The sequence below is a fragment of the Eisenbergiella massiliensis genome, from assembly GCF_003435485.1.
This window is the reverse complement of record NZ_QVLV01000027.1, coordinates 32,184-55,992: the sequence shown is the minus strand read 5'-3', so window position 1 is coordinate 55,992 and position 23,809 is coordinate 32,184. Positions and strand designations below refer to the sequence as shown.

20 protein-coding genes are annotated in these 23,809 nt (G+C 49.3%); 6 read left to right on the top strand and 14 right to left on the bottom strand.

Going from position 1 to position 23,809, the window contains the following annotated elements:
• Window positions 1-41: 41 nt before the first annotated feature.
• Window positions 42-1,058, top strand: coding sequence for an alcohol dehydrogenase catalytic domain-containing protein (locus DXC51_RS25020; protein WP_117545637.1), 1,017 nt, complete (start codon window positions 42-44; stop codon window positions 1,056-1,058).
• A gap of 73 nt (window positions 1,059-1,131) precedes the next feature.
• Here DXC51_RS25020 and DXC51_RS25015 read toward each other — a convergent pair whose 3' ends face one another.
• Window positions 1,132-1,695 carry a TetR/AcrR family transcriptional regulator gene (locus DXC51_RS25015; protein WP_180998265.1) on the bottom strand — a complete coding sequence of 188 codons (564 nt, stop codon included), beginning with the start codon at window positions 1,693-1,695 and terminating at the stop codon, window positions 1,132-1,134.
• 125 nt (window positions 1,696-1,820) lie between these two features.
• Here DXC51_RS25015 and DXC51_RS25010 point away from each other — a divergent pair, with 125 nt between their 5' ends.
• Window positions 1,821-3,155: an MATE family efflux transporter gene (locus tag DXC51_RS25010; RefSeq protein WP_102289185.1), complete on the top strand. Its 1,335-nt coding sequence runs from the start codon at window positions 1,821-1,823 to the stop codon at window positions 3,153-3,155.
• Window positions 3,156-3,161: 6 nt separating this feature from the next.
• Here the strand turns inward: DXC51_RS25010 and DXC51_RS25005 are convergent, their stop codons facing one another.
• From DXC51_RS25005 to DXC51_RS24985, 5 genes are all read right to left on the bottom strand, one after another.
• A complete protein-coding gene (locus tag DXC51_RS25005) occupies window positions 3,162-5,705 on the bottom strand; it encodes an ABC transporter permease (protein WP_117545635.1) in 2,544 nt (847 codons plus the stop codon).
• Window positions 5,698-6,396: an ABC transporter ATP-binding protein gene (locus DXC51_RS25000; RefSeq protein ID WP_117545634.1), complete on the bottom strand. Its 699-nt coding sequence runs from the start codon at window positions 6,394-6,396 to the stop codon at window positions 5,698-5,700. The genes DXC51_RS25005 and DXC51_RS25000 overlap by 8 nt, the downstream gene beginning before the upstream one ends.
• Window positions 6,397-6,609: 213 nt before the next feature.
• Window positions 6,610-7,530 (bottom strand): sensor histidine kinase, encoded by a 921-nt coding sequence (locus tag DXC51_RS24995; protein ID WP_117545633.1) that lies wholly within the window; start codon window positions 7,528-7,530, stop codon window positions 6,610-6,612.
• Window positions 7,527-8,204 (bottom strand): response regulator transcription factor, encoded by a 678-nt coding sequence (locus tag DXC51_RS24990; protein ID WP_117545632.1) that lies wholly within the window; start codon window positions 8,202-8,204, stop codon window positions 7,527-7,529. The genes DXC51_RS24995 and DXC51_RS24990 overlap by 4 nt, the downstream gene beginning before the upstream one ends.
• 128 nt (window positions 8,205-8,332) lie before the next feature.
• Window positions 8,333-9,313 (bottom strand): hypothetical protein, encoded by a 981-nt coding sequence (locus DXC51_RS24985; protein WP_117545631.1) that lies wholly within the window; start codon window positions 9,311-9,313, stop codon window positions 8,333-8,335.
• Between the two features lie 617 nt (window positions 9,314-9,930).
• On the opposite strand from DXC51_RS24985, the gene DXC51_RS24980 reads away from it, so the two are divergent.
• Genes DXC51_RS24980 through DXC51_RS24970 form a run of 3 tightly spaced genes read left to right on the top strand, consistent with a single transcriptional unit; the run spans window position 9,931 to window position 11,824 of the window.
• Window positions 9,931-10,311: an ArsR/SmtB family transcription factor gene (locus DXC51_RS24980; protein ID WP_117545630.1), complete on the top strand. Its 381-nt coding sequence runs from the start codon at window positions 9,931-9,933 to the stop codon at window positions 10,309-10,311.
• The gene (locus tag DXC51_RS24975; RefSeq protein ID WP_117545629.1) at window positions 10,308-11,150 is read left to right on the top strand and encodes a flavodoxin family protein; all 843 of its coding nucleotides are present in this window, start codon (window positions 10,308-10,310) and stop codon (window positions 11,148-11,150) included. The genes DXC51_RS24980 and DXC51_RS24975 overlap by 4 nt, the downstream gene beginning before the upstream one ends.
• Window positions 11,147-11,824, top strand: coding sequence for an HAD family hydrolase (locus DXC51_RS24970; protein ID WP_117545628.1), 678 nt, complete (start codon window positions 11,147-11,149; stop codon window positions 11,822-11,824). The genes DXC51_RS24975 and DXC51_RS24970 overlap by 4 nt, the downstream gene beginning before the upstream one ends.
• A 16-nt stretch (window positions 11,825-11,840) precedes the next feature.
• On the opposite strand, the gene DXC51_RS24965 is transcribed toward DXC51_RS24970, so the two are convergent.
• Complete coding sequence (locus DXC51_RS24965) at window positions 11,841-12,839, bottom strand: glycoside hydrolase family 43 protein (RefSeq protein WP_025489457.1); 999 nt, start codon at window positions 12,837-12,839, stop codon at window positions 11,841-11,843.
• Between the two features lie 210 nt (window positions 12,840-13,049).
• Here DXC51_RS24965 and DXC51_RS24960 point away from each other — a divergent pair, with 210 nt between their 5' ends.
• Window positions 13,050-13,454, top strand: a complete 405-nt coding sequence (locus tag DXC51_RS24960) for an ACT domain-containing protein (RefSeq protein ID WP_021637043.1) — start codon at window positions 13,050-13,052, stop codon at window positions 13,452-13,454.
• 88 nt (window positions 13,455-13,542) lie between these two features.
• On the opposite strand, the gene DXC51_RS24955 is transcribed toward DXC51_RS24960, so the two are convergent.
• The 7 genes from DXC51_RS24955 to DXC51_RS24930 form a co-directional block, all read right to left on the bottom strand.
• Window positions 13,543-16,275, bottom strand: a complete 2,733-nt coding sequence (locus tag DXC51_RS24955; protein ID WP_117545627.1) for a bifunctional diguanylate cyclase/phosphodiesterase — start codon at window positions 16,273-16,275, stop codon at window positions 13,543-13,545.
• A 283-nt stretch (window positions 16,276-16,558) separates the two neighbouring features.
• Window positions 16,559-17,509 (bottom strand): glycoside hydrolase family protein, encoded by a 951-nt coding sequence (locus DXC51_RS24950; protein WP_181970195.1) that lies wholly within the window; start codon window positions 17,507-17,509, stop codon window positions 16,559-16,561.
• A 56-nt stretch (window positions 17,510-17,565) separates the two neighbouring features.
• Complete coding sequence (locus DXC51_RS29710; RefSeq protein WP_181970194.1) at window positions 17,566-17,703, bottom strand: hypothetical protein; 138 nt, start codon at window positions 17,701-17,703, stop codon at window positions 17,566-17,568.
• Between the two features lie 90 nt (window positions 17,704-17,793).
• Window positions 17,794-19,218: a 6-phospho-beta-glucosidase gene (locus DXC51_RS24945; RefSeq protein ID WP_117545626.1), complete on the bottom strand. Its 1,425-nt coding sequence runs from the start codon at window positions 19,216-19,218 to the stop codon at window positions 17,794-17,796.
• Window positions 19,219-19,236: 18 nt separating this feature from the next.
• A complete protein-coding gene (locus DXC51_RS24940; RefSeq protein ID WP_117545625.1) occupies window positions 19,237-21,231 on the bottom strand; it encodes a beta-glucoside-specific PTS transporter subunit IIABC in 1,995 nt (664 codons plus the stop codon).
• A 140-nt stretch (window positions 21,232-21,371) separates the two neighbouring features.
• A complete protein-coding gene (gene licT / locus DXC51_RS24935) occupies window positions 21,372-22,214 on the bottom strand; it encodes a BglG family transcription antiterminator LicT (RefSeq protein WP_021637049.1) in 843 nt (280 codons plus the stop codon).
• Window positions 22,215-22,562: 348 nt separating this feature from the next.
• Window positions 22,563-23,567, bottom strand: a complete 1,005-nt coding sequence (locus tag DXC51_RS24930) for a hypothetical protein (RefSeq protein ID WP_243003272.1) — start codon at window positions 23,565-23,567, stop codon at window positions 22,563-22,565.
• Window positions 23,568-23,809: the final 242 nt, after the last annotated feature.

The following is a 23,809-nucleotide window of genomic DNA, read 5'->3' as shown; positions in this document are numbered from 1 at the left end:
AAGCTTCCTTTCAAATCACTTATTCATGCAGGAGGTATACGATGAAAACTACTATGAGACAAATCGTAATGGAGGGGCCGGGGAAAAGCAGGGTGATGGAGGTGCCCGTCCCGCAGATTGGCAAAGGGGAGCTGCTGGTGCGTGTCACCCTGTCAGGCATCTGCCATTCGGAGCTGTATCCGTGGATGACTGCCAAAAAGGGCGATACGCTGGGTCATGAATCTGTCGGGATCGTTGAAAAGGTCGGAGAAGGCGTGGAAGCCTTCCGGCCCGGCGACAGAGTTACCGGGCTGGGCGGCGGAGCCTTTAAGGAATATATCGTCATGCAGGCGGAAAAAACAGTTCATGTGCCTGACTGCCTGAAGGATGAGGATGCGATTTCCGAGCCGCTGGCCTGCCTGCTTTCCGCTGCTATGAAGCTGCCCATCGAAACACTGGGCGATCCTGTCGCCGTGGTAGGCTGCGGATATATGGGACTGGGTATGATCTCCCTGTTCAGGGCCATGGGCTATGGGAAAATCACAGCTATAGACAAACGGCCGGAGGCGCTGGAAAATGCACTCCGCTTCGGAGCCACCGAAGTTTTCACTCCGGACACCATCCCCGAAGAATACATAATGACCTTTGATACCATGGGAAAGGTGGACCTGAGCCGCGACGGCGACAATGCCCCGCTTTTTGCCATGGGCTGCCCTACCGTCATGGAATTTACCGGAACGCAGGACGGACTGCAGCTGGCCGGAGATCTGGTGCGTGCGCATGGACGGCTCGGCATAGGCGGCTATCATAACGACGGCCCCAGATCCATTAATTACATGCTCTGGAATTTCAAAGCCATCACTACAATCAATTGCCACGAACGGCGCATTTCCTACGAAGCGCGCCTTTGCCAGAGATGTATTGATCTCCTTGCCGGCGGCCAGTGGAATTTCAAGGGTGTCACCAGAGTTTATGACATGGAGGAATTCGACCGGGCAAACGAAGAGATGGCGGCGCATACCAATAACTATATTAAAGGGGCGATCCGCTGCAGCACATATGGCAACGGCGGCTTTTAAAAAATACCCCCGGATAGGTTTTCCAGGCGCCGCGGCCCGGCGCACAAGGCAGCCAGACAGCACTCTGGCTGTCTTACTGTGCGAAAAAGCTTCTGTTCGGAGAATATTCCTTCTCCAGTATCCTGCACATTTCCTCCGGGCTTTCCGCGCAGCCCCTGGAGATCCAGAGCTTTATCATCGCCTTCAGCCCCTCACAGAAAAAGGTCTGATGGTAATAAAGCTCCTCCTTCGTCGCAAAATCAAATTCCCGGATCAGCCGCTTCAGGTTATCCTCCATTACGGTTGGCAGCGCCTGAAAGGCCAGGCTCTGCCGGCTGTAGCTTTCCAGATAGCTGCGGAAAAAATCCTTATTCTCACGGATAAACTCAAACAGCTGCAAAAAACCGCCCGGCAGCCAGACCTTCTCATCTATGATAAAAAAATCCAGAAGCTGTGTATACATTTCTCCTACAATACTGCGCATCAAAGCATAAATATCCTCAAAATGGCCGTAAAAGGTGGTCCTGTGTATCCCGGCCAGACGGCAGATCTCGCTCACCGAAATCTTACTGATATCCTTCTCTTTCAGCAGCTCCAGAAATACTGCTTCGATCTTTTCTTTTGTCTGAATATAACGCTGGTTTCCTCTGGTATTCAAGGCGGCTCTCCTTAATTTATTATTTCTATACTCGTAGATATATTGACGGTTGTTCTTTCCTGACAGCCTTATTATAATGGAATTATATTAAATCTACAAGTGATGTTTTAAAGGAGGGAATCATTTTGGGAAAAAATCAGAAAATGCTGGAAGAGGCATCTTTTTCTAAGCTTCTCCTGAATCTGTGCCTGCCCACCATACTCATTATGCTGGTAATGGTTATTTATAATATGGCGGATACTTTTTTCATCGGCCAGACCGGGGATCCGGTAAAAATCGCCGCCATCTCTCTGTGTGCGCCGCTGTTCTCCGTCCTCTCCGGCTTGGGAACGCTCTTCGGAAGCGGGGGCTGCACCGCGGTTTCCCTGGCCCTTGGGAAAAAAGAAACCGCACGCATCAAAGCCTATACAAGCCTTTGCTGCTGCGGTTCCCTGTTTATCGGTTTTCTTTTTCTCCTCATTGTCCTTCTTGCCGTAAAGCCGATTTCCCTGGCCCTTGGCGCGGACGGGGATACGCTTTCCCTTACCTGCAGCTACCTGCGCATCATTGCGCTGGGCGCCCCGGTAATTCTGTTCAACAACGTCTTTGCCAATATCATACGGGCCGACGGCGCGGCAAAGGAGTCCATGATTGCAAACATTCTGGGAACGCTGTCCAATATCGGCCTGGATGCCCTGTTCATCCTGGTCTTTTCCTGGGACGTGGCAGGCGCCGCCCTGGCGACGGTTTTTGGGAACCTGATCAGCTGCTGCTACCTTCTTTATTATATCCTGAAAAAACAGCCCGCCTTTTCCCTGCATCCAAAGTTTCTTTCCCTGAAAAAAGAAATACTGCTTCCCGTCACCACCCTTGGCCTTCCCCTTGCCTGCAGCACGCTTCTAATGAGCATTTCCTCCATGATTTCCAACCGGCTGATGATGGGCTACGGCCCCGTCGCGCTGGCGGCCCAGGGTGTGGCCGGAAAAATCGGAATGCTGCTTTCCATGCTGGCCATGGGTATCTGTATGGGTATGCAGCCTGCCATTTCCTACAACTGCGGCCGGGGCAGCAGGGAACGGATGAACCACATTATCCAAAGCACCGGCATTTTTACGGTGATTCTTGGTACCCTTCTCACCCTCATCTGTTTTTTTGCCCGAGACCGGATTATTATGGCCTTTATCGACAATGCCCAAGTGATTTCCTATGGTCAGATCATGGTGCTGGCATCCATTATTACCGGCCCCTTCTATGGGCTGTACCAGCTTTGCCAGACCTTCCTGCAGTCCACCGGGAAAGCCTCCTATGCCACATTGGTGGCGCTCCTTGACAAAGGACTGTTTTATCTGCCGATGCTGTTTCTGTTGAATCACCGCTTCGGTTTTTACGGCATCGCCTTTACAGGGGCGGCAACCCTGGCGTTCTCATTGGCCGCGGGAATTTTTTTCAGTCTCCGGTGGAATGCGCGGCTTGTGATGTAACGGCTGCTATTCCCAATTCTTCAGTCTTTCGATGACGCTTCCCCTTTGCGTCCTGCTGTAAATAGCCGACGGAACCAGGATACATAAAACCAGGATAACCGTAAATACCGCCAGATGGCTGGTCCAGGGAAAGGAATAAGTCATATGATACCGGTTCATCCCCTGAAATACCGCATAACTGACAGGCAGGCCGACAGCCAGGGAAGCCGCTTCAGCCAGAAGCGCATAGCCGGCTCCCTCCAGCATCAGCATTTGTTTCAGCTGCGCCTGCGTCATTCCAATGCTTTCCAGCGCCGCCAGTTCTCCTGAGCGGTTCTGCACCCCTGCCGCCATCATGTGGATATAATTAAAAACTGCCAGCAGGGCAATCAGGAATCCGATGCCGTTCCCCAAAAACCTGACCTGCATTTCCGTTTTTTTCATCTCCACGTATCTTTCCAGCTTTGACTCCCGGGATATTTTTCCTTCTCCTGCAAATACTTCCTTTACAAGACGCTCCGTATCTTCAGCAAACGGCTTTTCATAATCCACCTCTATCAGCTCAATAAATTCTGTTCCCAGCAGTTGTCCGGCATATTCCCGGCTTACTATCAAATCCGGCGTATACCCTCTGCCGAAATAAGCCGGATTGTCACCGCTGTCTCCTACCGCCGCAATACGGACAGCGGCTTCCGCAGAACCACCCCCATATTCCTGGGACTCAGCTAAGTCTCCTGCCGGCAAAAAACGGACTGTTTTCCCCATCATGCTGTTCCTGGCCTCTGTTCCGGCATCAATAATAACAGGAACCGCCACCGCACATTTTCCGGCTTTAAAGCTTTCTTCTTCCAGTACATTCCCCATTCGTGCATTCAGCCGCTCGAAGCCTTCACCGTCAATTCCGATCAGCCGTGCCATAAACAGATAATATCCCGGCTGTTCCCGATAAACCGCCATATCCTTCTCATAATTTCCCGGACTGAATCTCGACTGGTACAAAGCCTGATAATAATCCCCGAATACCTCTTCCTGTAAAGGGACAACGATATCGGCAGAAGAAACGATTCTGACACTTTTCACCCCAGGGACCGCCCGCACCTGCTTAATTTTCTCTTCTGTAAGCAACGGCTCCATATCGTCAAGAGTTGTTTCATTCTTGAACCGGATATCATAATCCCAGGTGGCATTCAGGACGGAGCGGGCGTCATTCTGCAAAATTACAGTACTGACAGTTAAAAATACGGTTCCCGCAATGAGAAAAGAAAGGAAGATGACAGCAAACTGTTTTTTATCCCTCAGCAGACTGCGCCATGCCATGGAAATGACAACTCCGCCCTTCCCGTGTCTGGTTTTATAAGGCCTTCTATTTCCTATGGCAACCGGTACATAACGGATTGCCTCTGCCGGCGCACAGTCACCTGCCATTTTTGCAGGCTTCCTGCTGGCATAGATATCTGTAAACAGAGCTAAACTCCCCGCCACCACATAAACCCACAGTCCTTCGGACATGATTTCCTCCGCGGCCAGCGTTGGATTGACGATGCGCAGGACCGCAGGAACCACTGTCCCGGCCAGGAGTCTTCCTGCCAAAAGCCCGGCAGGAATCCCGGCCAGCGCATTCCAGAGCGCCTGTCTGTATACCAGGCCTGTAAGCTGCATGCTTGTCATACCTATGGTTTTCAGCTGTCCATAGTAACGGATATCCTTGGAAATGGATATGTAAAGGGTATTGTAAATGGACAGATAACCTGCGGAAAGCACCATAAAAAGCATTACGGCAAGCCCGGCCGCTGTTTTCCGGAAATTCACCGGCGTATCATAGTCTGCTTTAATAACCTGCCGGTCCAGCGCCGCTCCCTGCTGCAGTTTTTCAATTTCCCGTCTGGTGTATAAAGGTTTTTTCAGGGAGATTTTCAGAGTACCCTGCGTAAAATCCGTCTGCTTCGCACCGCTCTCTTCCAGGAAGGGACGTGAAACATAGCCTTTCATCCTGCCGGTATAGTCCCTGAAGTACCCGCTCAGGATAAAATCCCCGCTGGTAATCTTACCATTCCCGTCACCCGATAGTGGATAGTATTCCATAGAAAGCCGCATCCCTGTTTCCGGATGTTCAATACCCATCGCCGTCAGCGCGCTTTCTGAAAGCATGATTTCCTCTTTCCTCTCAGGATAAGAGCCTTCATAGAATTCCAATGCCGGAATACACTGTTTTTCCCAGCAGACACCGTCCAGCCAGTAAAGCTGGGTTTTATCCAGCTCTATATCACCGCACCGCTCCAATATGGCACATTTTATGGATACGCCTGCTGCCTCCACGTCTTCCATAGCCCTGATTTTATCCACCTGATCCGGTCTGGGTTCCGATAGCTCCACGTCATAATCCATGCCGTTCATCCGCAGTGTACGCAGCGTAACCGTATTCCAATAGCTGAATCCCAAAGCGAATACCACTGCCGTTAAAAAAGTAGTCATCAATATAGCCGAAACCGTTATTATGTTTCTCTTCCAATGGGCTTTATAGGTATCGGCAGCAATCCCCGCCACCACCTTCCGGTTATCCACTTTAATCATCGCCGCCGTCACCTCCGCAGATTCTTCCGTCCTCCAGCCGGATAATCCTTCCGGCCATCTGGGCAATTTCATCATTGTGGGTAATCATGACCACAGTCTGTGCAAACAGCTCGCCGGAGGTCTTAATCAGCCCCAATACATCCTGGCTGGTACGGCTGTCCAGGTTTCCGGTAGGCTCGTCTGCCAGGATAATGGCTGGTTTTGCCGCCAGCGCCCTGGCCAGGGCCACCCGCTGCTGCTGCCCGCCCGACAGCTGGTTTGGCATGGCATATTTTTTATCCTTCAGTCCCAGCATTTCAAGGATGGAACCCACAAATTTTTCATCCGGCCTGATACCATCCAGTTTTATGGGAAGCACTATATTTTCATACACATTCATAAGCGGAAGCAGGTTATAGTTCTGAAATACGAATCCGATTTTCCTGCGCCTGAAAATTGTGAGTTCATCCTTTCCCTTATGGGAAATTCCCATGCGGGAAATATCCCTGCCATCCACCCTCACCTCGCCTCCGGTGGGATAGTCCAGTCCGCCCAGCATATGCAGAAGCGTGGATTTGCCGCTGCCCGATTTCCCCACAACGGCGGCAAATTCTCCCTTTTGTATGGACAGATCAATGCCGTCCAGCGCCTTAACCACCGTATCTCCCATCTGATAATATTTTTTCAATTGCTTTGCTGCCAGAATTTCCATCCAAGACCTCCGATTCCCGCCCATCACCTGTGACAGGCTTTGCCTTTTTTGTTTTCCGCTGTCACACTTTTTGTATGTCCTGCGGAATTTTCTATAGTGTAACAAAGAAATCTTTCCACATCCTGTCTCAAAGATGACATTTTTGACAGATTTCCTGCAGAACCGGATTTTGACTCCCTTTTCCCGCCGCAGACGGCCTCCTGGCCTCCTTTATCAGCAGGAATGATATAGCGGCAAAAACATCTGAAATACGGCTCCCCTGCCCGGTTTTGACGTAACTTTAATATAACCGCCCTGCCTGGAAAGGATCTCCCTCGCCAGATAAAGGCCAATTCCAAAGCCCGGCAATTTTCCGGCTTCCGGCGAACGGTAAAATCTCCGGAAAATCAACCCCTGTTCCGCTTCCATGATGCCCGGCCCCTGATCCTTTACCGCAATGCACAGAAAGGAGTCATAGGGTATCGCCTCGATCTTTACCTCCGCCCCTTCCGGGGAGTATTTCACCGCATTATCCAGGATGTTCCCCAGCGCTTCGGCTGTCCATTTCAAATCCGCACAGCAGGTCAGATCCGTGCCGCCAAAGGAAATCAGAACCTTCTTTTTCAGCGCTTCCATCTCCACCGTCTGGCAGGCCCTTCCAATCAGTCTGTCTGCCCGTATCTTTTCCGGTTTTACAGCGATCATTTCCTGCTCCGTATAGGAAGAACGGACCAGCTCCTTCATAAAAAATTCCAGTTTTTCCGACTGTTTCCTGATTTTTTCCGCAAGAAGACGAGAATCTTTTTCCAACGGCTGCTCCTGCAGCAAATCCGTATACAGCATAATATTGGAAAGGGGCGTCCTAACCTGATGGGTAATGTCTGAAATCAACGCTTTGACGGCATCCCTTTCTTCCTGCGCCCTGTCGCGCTGCGTACCCGCCATTTCCACCAGCTTATTCAGCCTTTCAGCCACCGCGCCGTCCATGGATTCATCATAGGTCACATCCTGCAGGTTTCCGCTGATGGCCTGATCCAGCTTCTGGAGCGTTTCCTGGAGAAGGGCTTTCATTTTACCGCGTTCTTTTACCAGCAGGCAGATGCTTACCGCAGCGCATACGGCCGCCCCCGCTGCAAACCATAAAAAACTGTTCATACCGGCATCTCCCAGACATAGCCTTTCCCATACATGGTCCTGATATAGACCGGCTTTGATGCATCCTCCTCCAGTTTGTCCCGCAGCCGTCTGATTCCCACCGAAAGCGCGTTATCCTCCACATACTCCGTCCCGTCCGGCCAAACCCATTCCAGGAGCCTTTCCCTGGTGATGATTTGTCCCGGGTTAAAAACAAGCAAATACAAGATCCGCTGTTCCGTCTTGCTCAGTTCCACAGGGCGGCCCTCTTTATAAAATTCCATGGAGGCGAAGTGAAAAGCAAAGGGCGGCTGCAGATATTCCTTTTCCTGGCCCTTTTCCGTCCGCCTGAGAAGCGCCCGGATTCTTGCGCGCAGCACCATAAGGCTGAAGGGCTTGGTAATATAATCATCCGCCCCATATTCCAGCCCTGCCACAATATCAGTTTCCATATCCCTGGCGGTGAGAAGGACAATGGGAACCCTGCTGCTTTTCCTGATTTCCCCGCACAGCTTCAGGCCGCTCCCGTCCGGCAGCCCCACATCCAGAATCAGTAATCCAAAGGAACGGTCGTTTAATATATGTTTTGCCTCTCCCACAGTTTTACAATGTATCATGGAAAATTCACCGCCCAGAGCCATCTGTATCCCTTCGGCAAGATCCTCATCATCTTCCACTAAAAGTATATCCTGCATGCTTCCTCCTGTCAGCGTGTCCGGCACGCATTTTAAAAAATAGCTGTACAGCCTGCCTTTCCCGCAAATTCTTCATAATAATAATTTTTAAACATTTTCCCGTATTTACTGTAATCCCTTCCAACAGGTTACCTGGCTCCGGTTTTCCTCTTCCACGCTTCATAGGCCGCGGTCAGTTCCCCTTCTATAGGATCCTTCATGCACTGTGCAGCCCGGATGCTCTTTTTATAAAGATTGCCATACATGCTACCCGTACCCGCCAGCTTTGCAATAAAGGGCCCGGCCCATTCCCAGAGCGGCTGCGCCTCCTCTCCGCCCATAGCGATCAGCTGCGCGGCGTCTTCAAGGATGCCTGAAAACAGGCGGATACCGGCAACTTCTGATAAATCCGTATGTTCCAGCATCTCATAAAAAGCTTCATACGCCTTTTTTCTTTCACCGAAGCCGATATAAAAATGTATCAAATTATTCCAGGCTGCTATGATATCCCTGTTTTTCCCGTTTTTACGCTCCAATGCAAGCAGCGCTTTCAACGGCTCTTCATTTTCAGCCTCCCGGCAGGTATTTTTATTAAATAATATCAGCTGTCTGTAATTCTGTACGTCCCATTCCTTTATTTCTTTCTTCCATTCCTCTACAAGCCTGGCGGCGCTTTCCGGGTATCCGGTTTCGATTGCGATATGGATACAGTCGTAAATATCACACCGCTCCAGCTGCGTCTCCTGCTCCACATTTCTGTCATAGCCGCAGGCACAGTCAAAATTGGCATTCTTTGCCCGTTCAAACAGAGCGTCGTACTGGTGCGCGCCGTTATATTTCATCAGCAGGAAGGTAAGAATCTCCAGACAGGCTCCTATTCCCTGGAAGGAATTCGTTTCCCTGTCCTTCAGCTCCTCTTCAAACAGTTTTTTTACCAGGGCTTCTCCGCCCCTTTTCATAAACAGGATATAATAGGCCAGCCGGAGCCGGTTCTCATAGTTTTTATCAAAGGTCCCAAATACTGCGTCCCTGCCCTCCAGGAAACACACGTCCGAAAAGTCCCCGCTGTTTGTTTTTTCATAAATACGGTTCTGCTCCCTGAGAATTTCTTTTATGATGTCAGCATACATTGCCTGCCCTCCTGCTTTTCTCCTTTTGGCCTGCATAACGTGTACATTCGGCATCCGGTAATGTGAATCCGCAGGAATGCCGGGGAAGCCTGAATTCCAACATAAATGTTCCTCCTTAGAGCCATGTATGTTTTGGTTAGGCCAGGCTGCCTTCTTTTCATCCCGTCCTCTTGTTTCCCAAATTTACACATCTGCCCTGTATGTTCTTAATATCAATATCGTATCCGCTCCACAGATATGAGCCTCCGGCCGAATTTAGCGCCTGGATTTCTGCGGCAGGCGCAGTAACCAGAATGCGCAGATATAATGTCATCTTCGACGAAATTATATCATATCCGCTCCGCGGATATGAGCCTCCGGCCGAATTAACACCTAGATTTCTACGGCAAGCGCAGTAACCAGAATGCGCAGATATAATGTCGTCTTCGACGACATTATATCATAATTCCACAGCCGTCGTGTATCATTGCTTTTAATTGCTTATTTTTAATATTTTCCCGTTTGTCAGCCCCATAAAACTATTAATTCAATGAACCCGATTATCTTTACCAATATTGCCGTCAAAACACCAGCGCGCTATAATGGTCAATATGAATTGACCATTGGAGGGAAATATCATGGAGGAAACTTTTTCGGAACGAAGGGAAGCCTTTCTGGAGGAATTCCGTCAATGTCAGGCGGCTCTTTTTGCCTTGGGCGACAATACCAGACAGTGCATCATTATTACCCTGATTAAAAACGGAGGCAAATGCGGCCTGCGTGTAGGTGAAATTCAGAAGGAAACCAGTGTGTCACGCACAGCAGTCTCCCATCACCTGAAGGTCCTTCTGGAGACGGGAATCATTAACGTGCGCCGTAAGGGCACCATGAACTTTTACTATCTGGATCCTAAAAGCAGCAGCCTCCGCCAGCTGACACATTTCTGGGAGCAGGTGGAGCCAATGATGGATTTGTGTGAAAAGAATAGAAAGACAGATGAAAAAGGAGAATACAGATGAAGCTTTATACCGTCTATTTCAGTCCCACAGGAGGGACAAAAAAAGTACTGGACGAACTGGTTAAGGAATGGCTCATCAACGATGGAGCGCCGGATGAATCAGGAAAAACATCCACAGAACTGGTTGAAATTGATTTATCCGACAGAACCCGGTCAGGCGCTTTTCTCTCACATGCCACTCCCGGAAGAGAGGATTTCTGCATCATTGCCGTCCCCTCCTTCGGCGGACGTGTGCCTGCCGCAGCGCTGGAGCGGCTGACACAGCTAAAGGCCGGCCACACTCCTGCCGTTCTTGTCGCAGCATACGGAAACCGTGCCTGTGACGATACACTACTGGAGCTGCAGGAAGCGGCGGAACACAGCGGTTTTTGCCCTGTTGCAGCAATCGCCGCCGTTACGGAGCATTCCATCATGCATCAGTACGGCACAGGCCGCCCGGACGCCCAGGACAAAGCTGAACTGAGAAAATTCGTCCGCCAGATTCAAGAACTCCTGCGCCCGGCAGCAGACTGCAGCAGCAGTGCAGCGGTGTCTGCCCCGGCGCTGCCCGGCAGCCGCCCCTACCGGGAATACAAAGGCATTCCGCTCAAGCCGAAAGCTGGTAAAGCCTGTACCGGCTGTGGTGCCTGCGCCAAAGCATGTCCCGTGGGCGCGATCCCGGACAGCCACCCTGAGCAAACGGACAAAAACCGCTGCATCTCCTGTATGCGCTGCATTCAGATCTGTCCGGTAAAAGCGCGTTCCCTGAATAAAGCCGTCCTCTCCGTTGCAGGCTGTTCCATGAAGAAGGTCTGTTCCGGCAGGAAAAAGAATGAACTATATTTAGGAGGAAAGATATGATACGCGCTGTTTTTATTGATTATATGGGAACCCTGGTGCAGGAAGAAAGCGAATATGCCAATGCCGTCATTGGCCGCTGTTTTAAACAGAGTAAGGCAACAAAACCATCAGAAGTGGCGGCCTGGTGGTTTTTCAGACATGATGAGCTTCTGGAAGAATGTAATAAGAATGAATATAAAACAGAATATGAAATTGCATACCGGACATTTTTGCTGGCTATGGAACACTTTCAATTCACAGATGATGCCCATATGCTTTGCGAAATGCTCACAAAACACTGGACCTGCTCCCCGCCCTTTGGGGATGCGGTTCCATTCCTGCAAAACTGTCCGGTACCCGTCTTCGTGGTTAGCAGCAATGATACCCTGTACCTGGAGGAAGGGCTGCGCCGCCTGGATGTCCCGATTGCCGGCCTGGTTTCCAGCGAAATGTCAGGAGCCTATAAACCGGATACACGAATTTTCAAAAAGGCGCTGGAGGTAAGCGGCTGCCTCCCGGAAGAAGTGATCCACATTGGGGATTCCCTGCGTTCCGATGCGCTGGGGGCACAAAAGGCCGGCATAAAGCCGCTGCTTCTGGATCGCTACGGCAAGTATGGGCCCTGCGTTTTTGAAAAGGTAAGCTCACTGACAGAAGCGCTGGAATGGCTGCTGCAGAAGGGATGCAGCAGATGAAAAAAGAAATGCGGGACTATTCCTCCGCCTTCCCACTGAAGCGTATCTCCTCCCTGCACGGCTCATGATACAAATATCCCGCCGCATTTCCTCCTGCATTCTGATACCAGTTCCCTGTAATTTCATTGAGGATGTAAAGCTCCCCGTCCTTTTCTTCCATCTCAAACAGAAGCATTTTCTTTTTGGTATGGATATTCGGACAGTGAAGCGACATCATCAGTCTGCCGTCAAAGGTATGGAACAGCATGGAATGAGCGCCGTCCAGGAAATACAGCGGTTCCTGACGCTGGATCCACGGCCCGTGGATTTCTCCGGATTTGCTTTTCGCATAACCGGTGGCATATCCTTTTTCCGTAAAGCTGGACCAGAGCATAAGCAGGGAATTGTCCTTCATCCGGTACAGGAAAGGACCGTCTGTCACATAGCCGCTGTGCCTGCAGAAGCTTCCCCTCCAGGGAGCATCGGACGCCCGGAACAGTACCTCCGGCGGACCCACAGCCTCCGAGAGGTCATCGGACAGAGGGACGGCAGCAATCTGCCCGTCTCCTACCTGAAGCCATTCGTGACAAAAAACCATCCACGGTTTTCCATGAAGATCCACATACAGCGTCCCATCCAGACACTGCCAGTCAGGCGGCGTTACCGCTTCCTGCCGCAGCTGCACAAACGGCCCCAGCGGGGAATCACTTACCAGGCACTGACACTTTCTGTAGCTTCCTTCCGTACGGAAGGAAGAAATCAGATAATATTTTCCCTTCCACATATGACATTCCGGCGCCCAATAATCCAGCTTCGCCCAAAAACCTGTTTCATCGCTGTCAAACACTTTTATGGGATTGCTCCAATGGACCAGATCCTCACTTTCCAGAGCATAAAAACACCCCGGGAACTTCAAATCCGGAAATCTTTCCGGATTGAATACCGCCGCATATGTATAATACTTTTTACTGACCGGATCCGCTAAAATAAAAGGATCACTTATAATAATATCTCTGACAGAAAACGGATATTCCATCACTTACCCCTTTCAGCGCATAAAAGCGCAATCAAATTTTTTCCTGTTTCTTTACACTTTCTTATTTCCACAATACTGCTTTTTGTACCGTTGATAAATTTTCTTCCCTCCCTCCGGAAAAATAATGTATAATATAAAAGAACATTTTTATATCTCCAAAGTAACTGAACAGCTGCCTCTTTCCATAAAACTCCAGGAGGAAATAAATCTATGATGAAACAGCTATCTCTCTTTGCACAGAACAATAAAGGAACCCTGCAGGATATTACCGGAATATTAAAAAATGAGCAGATCAACATCCTCGGCTCCGTTACCAATGACAGCGCGGAATATGGCATTATCCGCATGGTGGTATCCGCTCCCGAAAAAGCCGCCCTGGCCCTGGAAAATGCCGGCTACCTGTGCCGTCTTACCGATGTGACCGGAGTGGAGGTTGCCGACGAGGTGGGAAACCTTCACAATCTGCTGCTGGCATTATCCGAAAGCAATATCAACGTGGATTACGTCTACCTTTCCTTTAACCGTGATTCAGGAAAGCCCATCCTTATTTTCCATACAGAGGATACCTATGAGGTAGAAGCATGTCTTGCGGCCAAAGGCTTTACTGTAGTGTAACTATCCCTTCCCGCAGGTTTTCCTGTGTTTCCCTTACACGGATCCGACAATAAAAAAGGCATTCTCCGGAATGTCTTTTTTATTATTATTAATTATCTTCCGATTCTTTTCCCTCCGTCTGCTGGAAAAGATATTTCTTCTCATATTCCTCAAGGGGCACCGGCCTGCTGAAAAGGAAGCCTTGCGCAAGCTCCACGCCGCATGCGCGCAGCACCGTAAGCTGCTCCTCCGTCTCAATTCCCTCTGCCACTACCTGGATATTCATCTTTCTGCATATTTCTATAATGGATTCCACTACGGTCCGCGCCCTGGAATTGTGAGCCACATCATACACCAGGCTTCTGTCCAGCTTCAGCACATCAAAATCCACATTGGACAGCAGCGCAAGATTCGCATATTCCGTACCGAAATCATCTATTGAAACAATAAAGCCGGACTGACGCAGCTCATTAATCAATGTCCTGAAATCCATGCCGTCCGCTTCCTGTATGGTTTCCGTAATCTCTATTTCCAGATACTTTTTGTCCACACCGTAATTACGGCATAATGAATTAAGCCGTTCCACAAAATCCGGCTGCGCCAGAGAGCTGCGGGAAAAATTCACGGAGATTGGAACCAGTGTCTTTCCTTTATCCAACCATTCCTTAATCCTGGAGCAGACGAACTTAAACACATAAAAATCAATCTGGCTTATCGTCTTGCTTTCCTCCAGCAATGGAAGGAAATTCCCCGGCATCACCAGAGTTCCGGACTGCGGCCGATAGCGGATTAAAGCCTCCGCCCCCACAGCACAGCGGCTGGAGGCCGCTATCTTCGGCTGGAAGAACACTTCAAAACGGTCCTTCAGGATTTCTTCCCGGAGCACCTCAGGATCAGACAGCTGCAGCGCTTCATCGCTGTGATGCCGGTAGCGGTTAGAGGTGGAATTTTTCCGGTAAAAATCTTTTTTATCCTTATACATCATGGCATCCGCACCGGAAATAAGCTGCTGTATATCCGTAAACTGAGAGGACCACTCGGAACCGATGGCGGCCTTACAGATCGTATTAATACTGAACTGATAACGCAGCGCGGCCACCTTTGTATCAAAAGCCTCCCGGTCGATGCCCTGGCAGATAATGACGAATTCATCACCGCCAATACGATAATAATCCGCCTCCCGGAACACTTCCCTCATCTGACGCGCGCATTCGATCAACATTTTATCCCCACAGGTGTGTCCGTAACGGTCATTTATATCCTTCAGGCCATTTACGTCCAGGAACACAATCCCTACCGCCCTGCCACACATGGAGAGCTCCTCGGAATCCTTGATAAACCGGTTTCTGTTATAAAAGGAGGTCAGTGTATCATAATAGCTTAACCGGGAAAGCTGCAGCTCCGACTCGGTCCGCCGGTAGGTCAGCATGATAAAATAGCACAGGGTCTGCAGAAGCGGAACTATACTGCGCATCTGTTCCGCAGGAGGATTATCCACACAGATACAGCCCTTGAAGCTGCCATCCTGCTCCATGGGGGCTGTCACCAGGCTGTGAATATTCTGTATCCGCAGCAGCTCATAGGCCTCCGGATACGAAGCCTTCAGGACCGAGATGTCTTCCATGATAACGCATTCCTGCGCATTGAAGACCGGCTTCCAGCAGTCAATGGCCGACAGAGGGATCCCCTGAAGCATTTTCTGTTGGGATTCAACTCCCTGAGCACACCATTCATAATCATTATACAGCATGGAATCATGTAACAAAACCAGATATGTCCGTTCCGCGCCAAGGAACTGTCCCAGATGCTCCAGCACCATGGGAATGGACTGCTCAATATCATGCTTCTGGTAAAGAGTACGGACGCATTCCATCAGCATCATTTCCCCGTCCAGCATGTATTTCAGCGTCTGCTTTTCCGCTTCCGCTTCTGTGATATCGAATGCAATTTCAATCCTTGCAGGCCTGCCCGCCCACTGGAGCCGCCTGTCCTTTAACAGATAATGCTTTTTCGTAATGGGGTTCGTATGCTCCCATGTATAATTTTCTCCGTCTTTCAGCAAACAGGTGGTACAGAACTCACAGGGGCTCTCCTTTCCCTGCAGGACCTTGTAGCACTTCTGCCCTTTCAGCTCGGTTACACCAAACAGCTTCCTTCCCGCTTCATTCAAAAAGAGCAGTTCATAATTCTCCGTATCCGAAATATACATAAGCTCTGAAATTTCATCCATGGGCGCCTGCAGTTCCAGCGCCATGCGCGCCAGGTTCTCGCTCTTTCTGCGGTTTTCATCCTCTGCTTTCTGCAGCTCCAGCTGCCGTCTGGACTGAATCGCCCCCAGCCAGGCAAGCAGCCCTGCAAGCACCATAAATACGCCATTCAGGGCAAGAAGCACATTCTTCGCCTCCTCAACCCGCCGCTCCGAACATTCCTCCGCCGCGCTGACCGCCCGGTCCGCCAGGGAAAAATAATCCTCGCTAAGCTCATAAAGGGCTGTTTTGCTTTCTCCCTGGCGAACTTTTACAATTTCTTTCTTCAGGCTTTCCCATTCCTCCTGCATCCGGGCGACCAGACGCTGAAAATCATCATCCTCCAGCCGGATCAGATTGTTCCCGCCTTCCCCTGTGGCAAGCTCCGCAAGAATCCCGTCCAGGCGTTTAATCAGAGCATCATTGTGCTGACCGTTCAGCTCCTGCTTGACCAGACGCTGGGTAGCTCCCCTCACTACTCCGGTGTAATTAATTACCCGGCTGTTTCCCTGCAGCCCATGGATTGAAATCAGGGAAAGATGTCCTGTAACCAGCAAAGCCACGATCAGAATGATCGGCATGATTTTCTTCTGCATAGTGCTTCTCCACGTTCGTAAATAATATAGAATTTGATTATTATCAATCAATATTTTGTATTATTTCTATTATAGATCATATACATTTTTAAAACCAGCCATCTTTTTATATAATTATCAATATCCCAGTTTCAGACCTCCGCCTTTCTCAACAGTCAGTATATCGGTTATGTACAGATGTGATTTTTCCTTTGCCGCCGACACCGGGGACGAACCTTCCGCGTTGGATTATTCCCGCCTGGCCAGCCTGAATCAGGTTTATGCGCCTCTCCGCAAGGAAAAATCATTCTTCCATTTCCCATACTACCTGCGCGTTCCTGTCACACACCAGCTGTCCGTCCTTCACCTTCAGCTCCGCGGCCTGAACCACTGCGTTATTGCGGATGCTTTTCGGCAGATTTTCCATCGCCGCTCTTTCTGCCTCATCCTCTCCTGCATAGGGATGGCAAAAATAAAAGAGGAAGGCGCGGCCGTCCTTTACAAGTACGTCCGCATGATGCCCCAGGCCCCTGTCCAAAGGTCTGGTACCGGATTTCTCCAGGATATCCGCACATCTGCCCCAATGTGCAAAATCCTCGGAACGGTATACCGCAAGTCCGTGCCAGTAATCAGATATCATCCATTTTATGCCGTCCAGCTCAAACACGTTCGGGCCCTCCTGCGCGCAGTCGGAAACCTCTTCTCCCAGAACCTCCCAATGGTACAGATCACTGCTGACGGCTGCATAGGTTCTGCTTTCCTTTTCCTCATCCTTGTACCACATCTTATACTGATGCGGGGCGACCTCGTATACGCAGGCGTCAATCACCCGCTGGGAATTCAGATCTATTCTCCCCTGAAATTCCCAGTCCCACAGATCGTCCGAGGTATAATGCAGCATCTGCCTGGGATATTCCCAATCAGTAGGGATACCGGTAATATAAGATACATACATATGGTAACAGCCTTCCGCCCACAGGATTTCCGGCGCCCAGAAGGTATTGTGCCCTTTTTCAATATCCAGGCCTTCCAGGGTTCCTCTGTAAAGCCATTTTCCGCCGTCCTTGCTGACAGCGATGCCGATTTTCGTACCATGTACCCAGGAAACTCCTGTGGAAGTATCCGCGGCCCTTCTCTGCGTATAAAAAAGATACCACTGTTTTTCTTCCCTGTTCCAGATAATCGTGGGGTCTGTGGGGCAGTCATAAATCGGATCCCGGAATAAGGGAGCCGGCAATGCCACTTCTTTCTTCATTGTATTCTCCTTTCAGCCTGGTCTGTGCTTTATGTTAGTTTGAATCATATTATTTTCTATTCCCAGGCCGTTTTGTCATGAATTTTAAAGCTGTCCATCATCCTGCACAGCTTTTTAAAGAAAGCAATTCCGTAATTTCGGATATCCGTATTGCCTTCTTCCGGAAGCCAGTCATTATAATGCAAGTTTTCCATCCTGTTTTCCTGACAATATGAAGTATACCACAATTATGCTGTTGGTTATAGTCTGCCGAAAATTACTTATAACCAAAATACTGCCTTTCTTTACAGCATCTCCCCATTGGAAGCTATCACCTTCCGGTACCAGTCAAAGGATTTCTTTTTACTCCGGGCGTACGTCCCGCTTCCGTCGTCCTGCTTATCCACATAGATAAAGCCGTATCTCTTTTTCATTTCTCCTGAGGAGGCGCTCACCAGATCGAGGCACCCCCAGGAGGTATAGCCCATAAGCTCCACGCCGTCCTCCTCCACCGCCGCTTTCATGGCCCGGATATGCTCTCTGAGGTAATCAATGCGGTAGTCATCCTCCACACGGCCGTTTTCATCCGGCACATCCTGCGCGCCCAGGCCATTCTCCACCACAAACAACGGTTTCTGGTAACGGTCGTAAACCTGGTTTAAGGTAATTCGCAGTCCCATGGGATCTATCGGCCAGCCCCATTCACTGAACTTCAGGTACGGATTCTTCACGGAACGGAAAAGATTTCCCTCCGCCTCCTCTGTTGCGCTGCCGGGCGCTGCAATGCACCTGCTGTTATAATAGGAAAAAGAAATAAAATCCACCGTATCCCGCTTCAGGATATCTTCATCCCCAGGCTCCATCCGGGGAAAAATTCCTTTTTTTCGAAGCCTTTTTACTGCATAGGAGGGGTAATAGCCTCTGGCCTGCACATCCACGAAAAAGTAATTTCCCTGGTCCGTAAGCAGCGCCTCCCAGACATCCTCCGGCCGGCAGGAAAAAGGATAAGCGCTTCCTGCGGCAAACATGCAGCCCACCCTGTTTTCCGGGTTGATCTCATGAGCCATATGGGTCGCCAGCGCACTGGCAATCAGTTCATGGTGCGCAGCCTGGTATTTGGTCCGCTCTTCATCTTCTCCCTCTGCAAATACAAGCCCCGCTCCCAGAAACGGCGCATGCAGAATCATATTGATTTCATTGAAGGTCAGCCAGTATGTCACATAATCCCGGTACCGTTTCATCAGCACCTCGCACAGACGGAGGTAGTGCCCGATCATCTCCCGGCTCCTCCAGCCTCCCACCTTACGGATCAGTCCGATGGGACAGTCAAAATGGCAGATCGTCACCAGGGGCCGGATCCCATATTTTCTGCATTCCTTAAAAATCTCCTCATAAAACCGCAGCCCCTCTTCGTTCGGCTCCGTTTCATCTCCCTCCGGGAAAATACGGGTCCAGGAAATACTCAGCCGGTAGGTTTTAAATCCCATCTCGCCAAAGAGCCGGATGTCCTCCCGGAAGTGATGATACATGTCAACCGCTTCCGCCGCAGGATACCTGTGGGAGCCATCCATGGCAAGCATTTCCCTGTGCCCGGCAAGCACGGCGCTCCGATCCGGCCCTGCAGGGCACACATCCACATTTGCCAGTCCTCTTCCGCCTTCAAATATACCGCCTTCACACTGGTTTGCCGCCGTAGCGCCGCCCCATAAAAAATCTTTTGGAAATCCCATATCGCCACCTCCGCTCTCTTATTTTAACACCTTCAGTAGCACATCACCCTGCGCCACATGCTCTGCGGCAGTTTCCACCACCTCAAGATAGTTGTCTGAATTAGTTACCAGCACGGGCGTTTCCAGGCAATATCCTTTTTCCTCGATAAACGCCATGTCAAAGCTCACCAGAAGCTGTCCTTTTTTCACCCGGTCTCCCTGCGCAACCCTGGCCTGAAAACCTTCCCCATTCAGCTGGACGGTATCCAGACCGATATGGATCAGGAGCTCCACGCCCTCGTCCGTCGAAAAACCAATGGCATGCAGCGTCGGGAAAAGTACGGAAACCACGCCGTCCGCAGGCGCATACACATTCCCCTCCTCCGGCCATATCCCAACACCTTTTCCCAGCACACCGGACGCAAAAGCATCATCCTTCAGCGTTTCCAGCTTCAGCACCCTTCCTCTGAGCGGACTGTAAAGCTGCGTCTGATGAAGCAGGGCGGCCCTTGTCTCCGCCTTTTTCCCTACCCCGTCTGTCTCAGGTACTGTCTCAGATTCTCCCTCAGCTTCCACCGAACCGCCTTCCGCTCTACGATCTCCTGTCGCCGTTTCTTCTGCCGTTTTCTTATCATCCTTATAAAAAATCATAGTTGCCGCAAAAGCAATCACCATAGTAATCGCCACACCTGCCAGGGCCACAATCAGATTTCCCATCCCGCCGTCAGGCTCAATCATGGCCGGGAATTCAAAAATCCCCATGCCGCCCATCATAAATTTACGGAAATTAAAGGCCCCATAAAAACCGCCGCCGATACAGCCGGCAATACAGCTGATAATAAACGGCTTTTTTAACGGAAGGAGAATTCCGTAAATGGCAGGCTCGGTCACCCCGAAAATACCGGAAATAAAATTAGGCAGCGCCATTTCCTTCAGCTGTCTGTTCTTTGTTTTGAAAAAGATTGCAAGAACCACCGCCGATGTGGCAAAGGTACAGGCAAAAAAAGGCATCATTACATTGTCATAGCCGTTGGTCATAATGTTGTTGATATACACCGGAATAAACCCCCAATGAAGTCCGAAAATAACAAGAATCTGCCATGTCAGCCCAACCAGCGCGCCGGCCAGCATCGGGCTGAAGTTACGCACCGTCATAACCCCCTGGGCAATCAGCGTAGAACCAAAGGTTGCCAGCGGCCCAATCAACAGAAAGCCTGCCGGAATGCTCACCAACAGCGTAAGCATCGGCACAAAGAAAAATTTTACCAGATCAGGAATAAATTTATTAAAGAATTTTTCACATTTGGAAGCAAAATAAACTACAAAAATAACAGGAATCACCGTGCCTGTGTAATCCATGGCTATCATGGGAATGCCGAAAAAATCAGTATATACGGCGGATTCGAACATCGTTCCGGAAAACAGTGTATACAGCACCTGCCCTCCTGCCGAAAGCGTGCCGGCCTGTACGGTGGGATAACACATAATCGCGCCGATTACCAGCCCTATCATCGGTTTCAACCGGAATTTTTTCGCGGCAGTATACCCAAGAAACAGCGGCAGGAAATGGAACAGGCCGTCACCAATAGCATTTAACACAAGATATCCGCCGCAGGTTTCCGGATACCACCCCAGCGCCACAAACAGGGCATTCAGCCCCTTCACCATACCACAGGCCGCCATAATACCCAGAATCGGCTGGAAAATTCCTGAAATAATATCAATTGCACGGTTAAACAGATTTCCCGACGGCGTCTCATCCGCCTTATCTGCACTGCCTTCCTCCAGCCCCAGCAACGGCATTACCTCCGCATATACCTCAGGCACATGATTCCCTATCACTACCTGATACTGGCCGCCGCTTTTCATAACGGTCACAACCCCGTCCATATTTTTGATGACATCATCCTTTGCCAGGCTTTCCTCCTTCAGTTTGAAGCGAAGCCTTGTAATACAATGTGTCAGACTGCTGACGTTTTCTTTTCCGCCCACATTCCTGACGATTTCTTTTGCCAGATTTTCGTACTTGCCCATTCTTTTTTCCTCCATTTTATAAATAATTATATTGATGAAGGTTTGGCCAACCAAATGTCACCATCCCGGCGTACGTGTCCTTTTAAGTAACTGCCCTGCCATGTACTGTTATTGTCACAATCATCCATTTGCCTTATGTATTATCCCTTTGCTTTATGAATCACCCGTTCAATATGAATTGTCAGATAAAGCTGCTCTTCCCTGGAAAGCCGGTACTCATATTTCTTCATGATAAACTGCGTGATTTTTTCCACACAGCGGTATGTATCCTGATATTTATTTCTGATTACCTCCAGCAGATCATCGCCCTCATCCTCATAGGTCCGCCGTTCAATCAAACGCTTGGCAAAAAATTTCAGATGCGTGATAAACCGGTAATAATACACATCATCCTCGTCAAAATCCACATGGAAATAATATTTTACTATATTGACAACTTCCTGCATTATCCTTGTAATTTCATACATATTATGCATCACGTCTTCGTCCATCTGGGCGTTTGCCAGATGGAGCGCAATAAATCCGGCTTCATCCTCTGGCAGGCGTACCTTGCATTTTTCTTCAATCAGTTCAAGCGCCCACAGTCCGATTTGGAATTCATCCCTGTAAAATCGCCGGATATCCCATAGAAGCACATTTTTTACCGTTATCCCGTCCAGGAAACGGACAATAGAGGTATGGACATGATCAATCAGGGATATGTACAGCATGTCGCTGAGCTTTTTACCCAGCTGTTCCCTGGCACGGGAAATTATTTCTTCCCCGATGGCAATGTGTTCCATGGGAATATCCTGTACCAGCGCCTGAAATTTGCTGTTGGCCTCCGAACCGGAAAGGAAGAAGGTCTTATCGATTATTTCATCGGGAATTAATTCACCCGCCTTCTTTTTGAAGCAGATTCCTCTTCCCATTACGACTTTTTCCCGGCCATTTTCATCCAGCACCACCGCCACATTATTGTTGAGAATCTTGTATATCTGCATATCCCCATCCTCCTGACAGTTCTGAAGTTTTGAATACAAAAAAACCTATATACACAAATAAATCCGGAAACACCTGCTTCCAAACATATTTCTGTATATAGGTTTAGCATGCTTTCACAATCGCTATCCTGTTCTGAAATTCAGCTTAGCACGATAAAAAGCGGAAGTCAATCTCCTTTTGGGAAACGCTTCCGCTTTCTCTTTTTTTTACAAAACAGGAGCTGTAATTTTGTTCATTTTCCCTATTAAATCAAACTACAGATACCGCTGTGAAATCAATCTTCCGCATTATACTGCATCGCATTTGTGGCAGAAAACCATTTGCGCTGTCAGAAGTCTTTGCAACGGTTATTCCTGCCCAATAAGAATTTCTGCTACCTGCAAATCAGTTCTGGCAGGAGCTTCTGTCAGCAGATCTGTAATCCTTTTTACATAAACCGGATCCAGCTCCATGACTTCCGCAATCTTTTGTACATCAAGTCCTTTTTCTGCCTTTTTCCGGATGATAGCTACTATTTCTGCTTTTCCTTCTGCCTTGCCTCTCTCAATCCCATCATTAAACAGCATCGTCCCTAACTTAGTCATCGCAATCCGCTCCTTTACTTTACTCAAATCTTCCACACCTAAAAACTTATCCGCAAGTGTGTACAATACTGCATACATTTTTTCCAGTTCGGTTTCCGTTACGGAAGCTCTGGAACCTTGCAGCAGTTCAATGCTTCTGATAATCCTGTCCCCGATATTCAGCCGGCCTGACATGAGCGGGGTTAAAAGCAAAGGTACCAGATCCTCTTTTCCCAACGGTTCCCCTTGCTTCTGTTTTTTCTCCAGCCCGGAAATTAAACTGTCTGCATTTTTATCCTTCAGACGTATAATATTTACCTGGTAAACATTGATTCCTTCCGTCAGTCTGTTCATTAATTTCCTGACATTTGAGGAACAGATTACATATGTAATCACTGCCACCTGGAATGTGCGGCTTGTAGCCGCTTCATATTCCCGGAAACGTCTCAGATCTTCCCTTGTGACGGAATCACTTTCAAACTCCAGATGTATCCACGTTCCTCCCGAAGTAATATAATTGAAATCCTGGTACATCTGCCTTGCCTCAAGCCTGACATTTTCGGTAGGCGCCGCATATCTTACCTCCTCCGTTATTCCCAGTAAGGGCAGCAGTTCCTCTCCGAAGTACTGGGCGGCCGTTTTCAAAGCCAGGTCTTCGTGGTTGATTTCCTGTACCTCTGCCTGTTCCCGCGCCCTGGCCTTTGCTTTTCCCCCGGTTTGTTCCCTTTTTTCCGGGCTTTTCTTTGTCTCTGTCTGTTTACCTTTTTCTTTCTGTTCGTGTTTATCCACACGGCCTCCTGTTCCGTAAGCCATGTGCAGATACCTGTCTTCCATACAATTATAGCTGAAAATCCGTCACCGGGCAACCGTATCTTACTATTTGATGTATCTTATTATCTGATTCATAATGCTTAACTAAAAATTAGTTGAAAGTGTTGTCCGATCCGGACAGAATATATGAGATATTTTATGAATTGGTAAATGAAAACTAATTGCGGCTGACAGACTCTTACACATGCCCGGCCGCCGGT

Coding starts and splice junctions, on each gene's coding strand:
- DXC51_RS25020 (WP_117545637.1), top strand. CDS start 42: ATGAAAACTACTATGAGACAAATCGTAATGGAGGGGCCGGGGAAAAGC.
- DXC51_RS25005 (WP_117545635.1), bottom strand. CDS start 5,705: ATGATTAAAGTGGATAACCGGAAGGTGGTGGCGGGGATTGCTGCCGAT.
- DXC51_RS25000 (WP_117545634.1), bottom strand. CDS start 6,396: ATGGAAATTCTGGCAGCAAAGCAATTGAAAAAATATTATCAGATGGGA.
- DXC51_RS24995 (WP_117545633.1), bottom strand. CDS start 7,530: ATGAACAGTTTTTTATGGTTTGCAGCGGGGGCGGCCGTATGCGCTGCG.
- DXC51_RS24990 (WP_117545632.1), bottom strand. CDS start 8,204: ATGCAGGATATACTTTTAGTGGAAGATGATGAGGATCTTGCCGAAGGG.
- DXC51_RS24985 (WP_117545631.1), bottom strand. CDS start 9,313: ATGTATGCTGACATCATAAAAGAAATTCTCAGGGAGCAGAACCGTATT.
- DXC51_RS24980 (WP_117545630.1), top strand. CDS start 9,931: ATGGAGGAAACTTTTTCGGAACGAAGGGAAGCCTTTCTGGAGGAATTC.
- DXC51_RS24975 (WP_117545629.1), top strand. CDS start 10,308: ATGAAGCTTTATACCGTCTATTTCAGTCCCACAGGAGGGACAAAAAAA.
- DXC51_RS24970 (WP_117545628.1), top strand. CDS start 11,147: ATGATACGCGCTGTTTTTATTGATTATATGGGAACCCTGGTGCAGGAA.
- DXC51_RS24965 (WP_025489457.1), bottom strand. CDS start 12,839: ATGGAATATCCGTTTTCTGTCAGAGATATTATTATAAGTGATCCTTTT.
- DXC51_RS24960 (WP_021637043.1), top strand. CDS start 13,050: ATGATGAAACAGCTATCTCTCTTTGCACAGAACAATAAAGGAACCCTG.
- DXC51_RS24955 (WP_117545627.1), bottom strand. CDS start 16,275: ATGCAGAAGAAAATCATGCCGATCATTCTGATCGTGGCTTTGCTGGTT.
- DXC51_RS24950 (WP_181970195.1), bottom strand. CDS start 17,509: ATGAAGAAAGAAGTGGCATTGCCGGCTCCCTTATTCCGGGATCCGATT.
- DXC51_RS29710 (WP_181970194.1), bottom strand. CDS start 17,703: ATGGAAAACTTGCATTATAATGACTGGCTTCCGGAAGAAGGCAATACG.
- DXC51_RS24945 (WP_117545626.1), bottom strand. CDS start 19,218: ATGGGATTTCCAAAAGATTTTTTATGGGGCGGCGCTACGGCGGCAAAC.
- DXC51_RS24940 (WP_117545625.1), bottom strand. CDS start 21,231: ATGGGCAAGTACGAAAATCTGGCAAAAGAAATCGTCAGGAATGTGGGC.
- licT (WP_021637049.1), bottom strand. CDS start 22,214: ATGCAGATATACAAGATTCTCAACAATAATGTGGCGGTGGTGCTGGAT.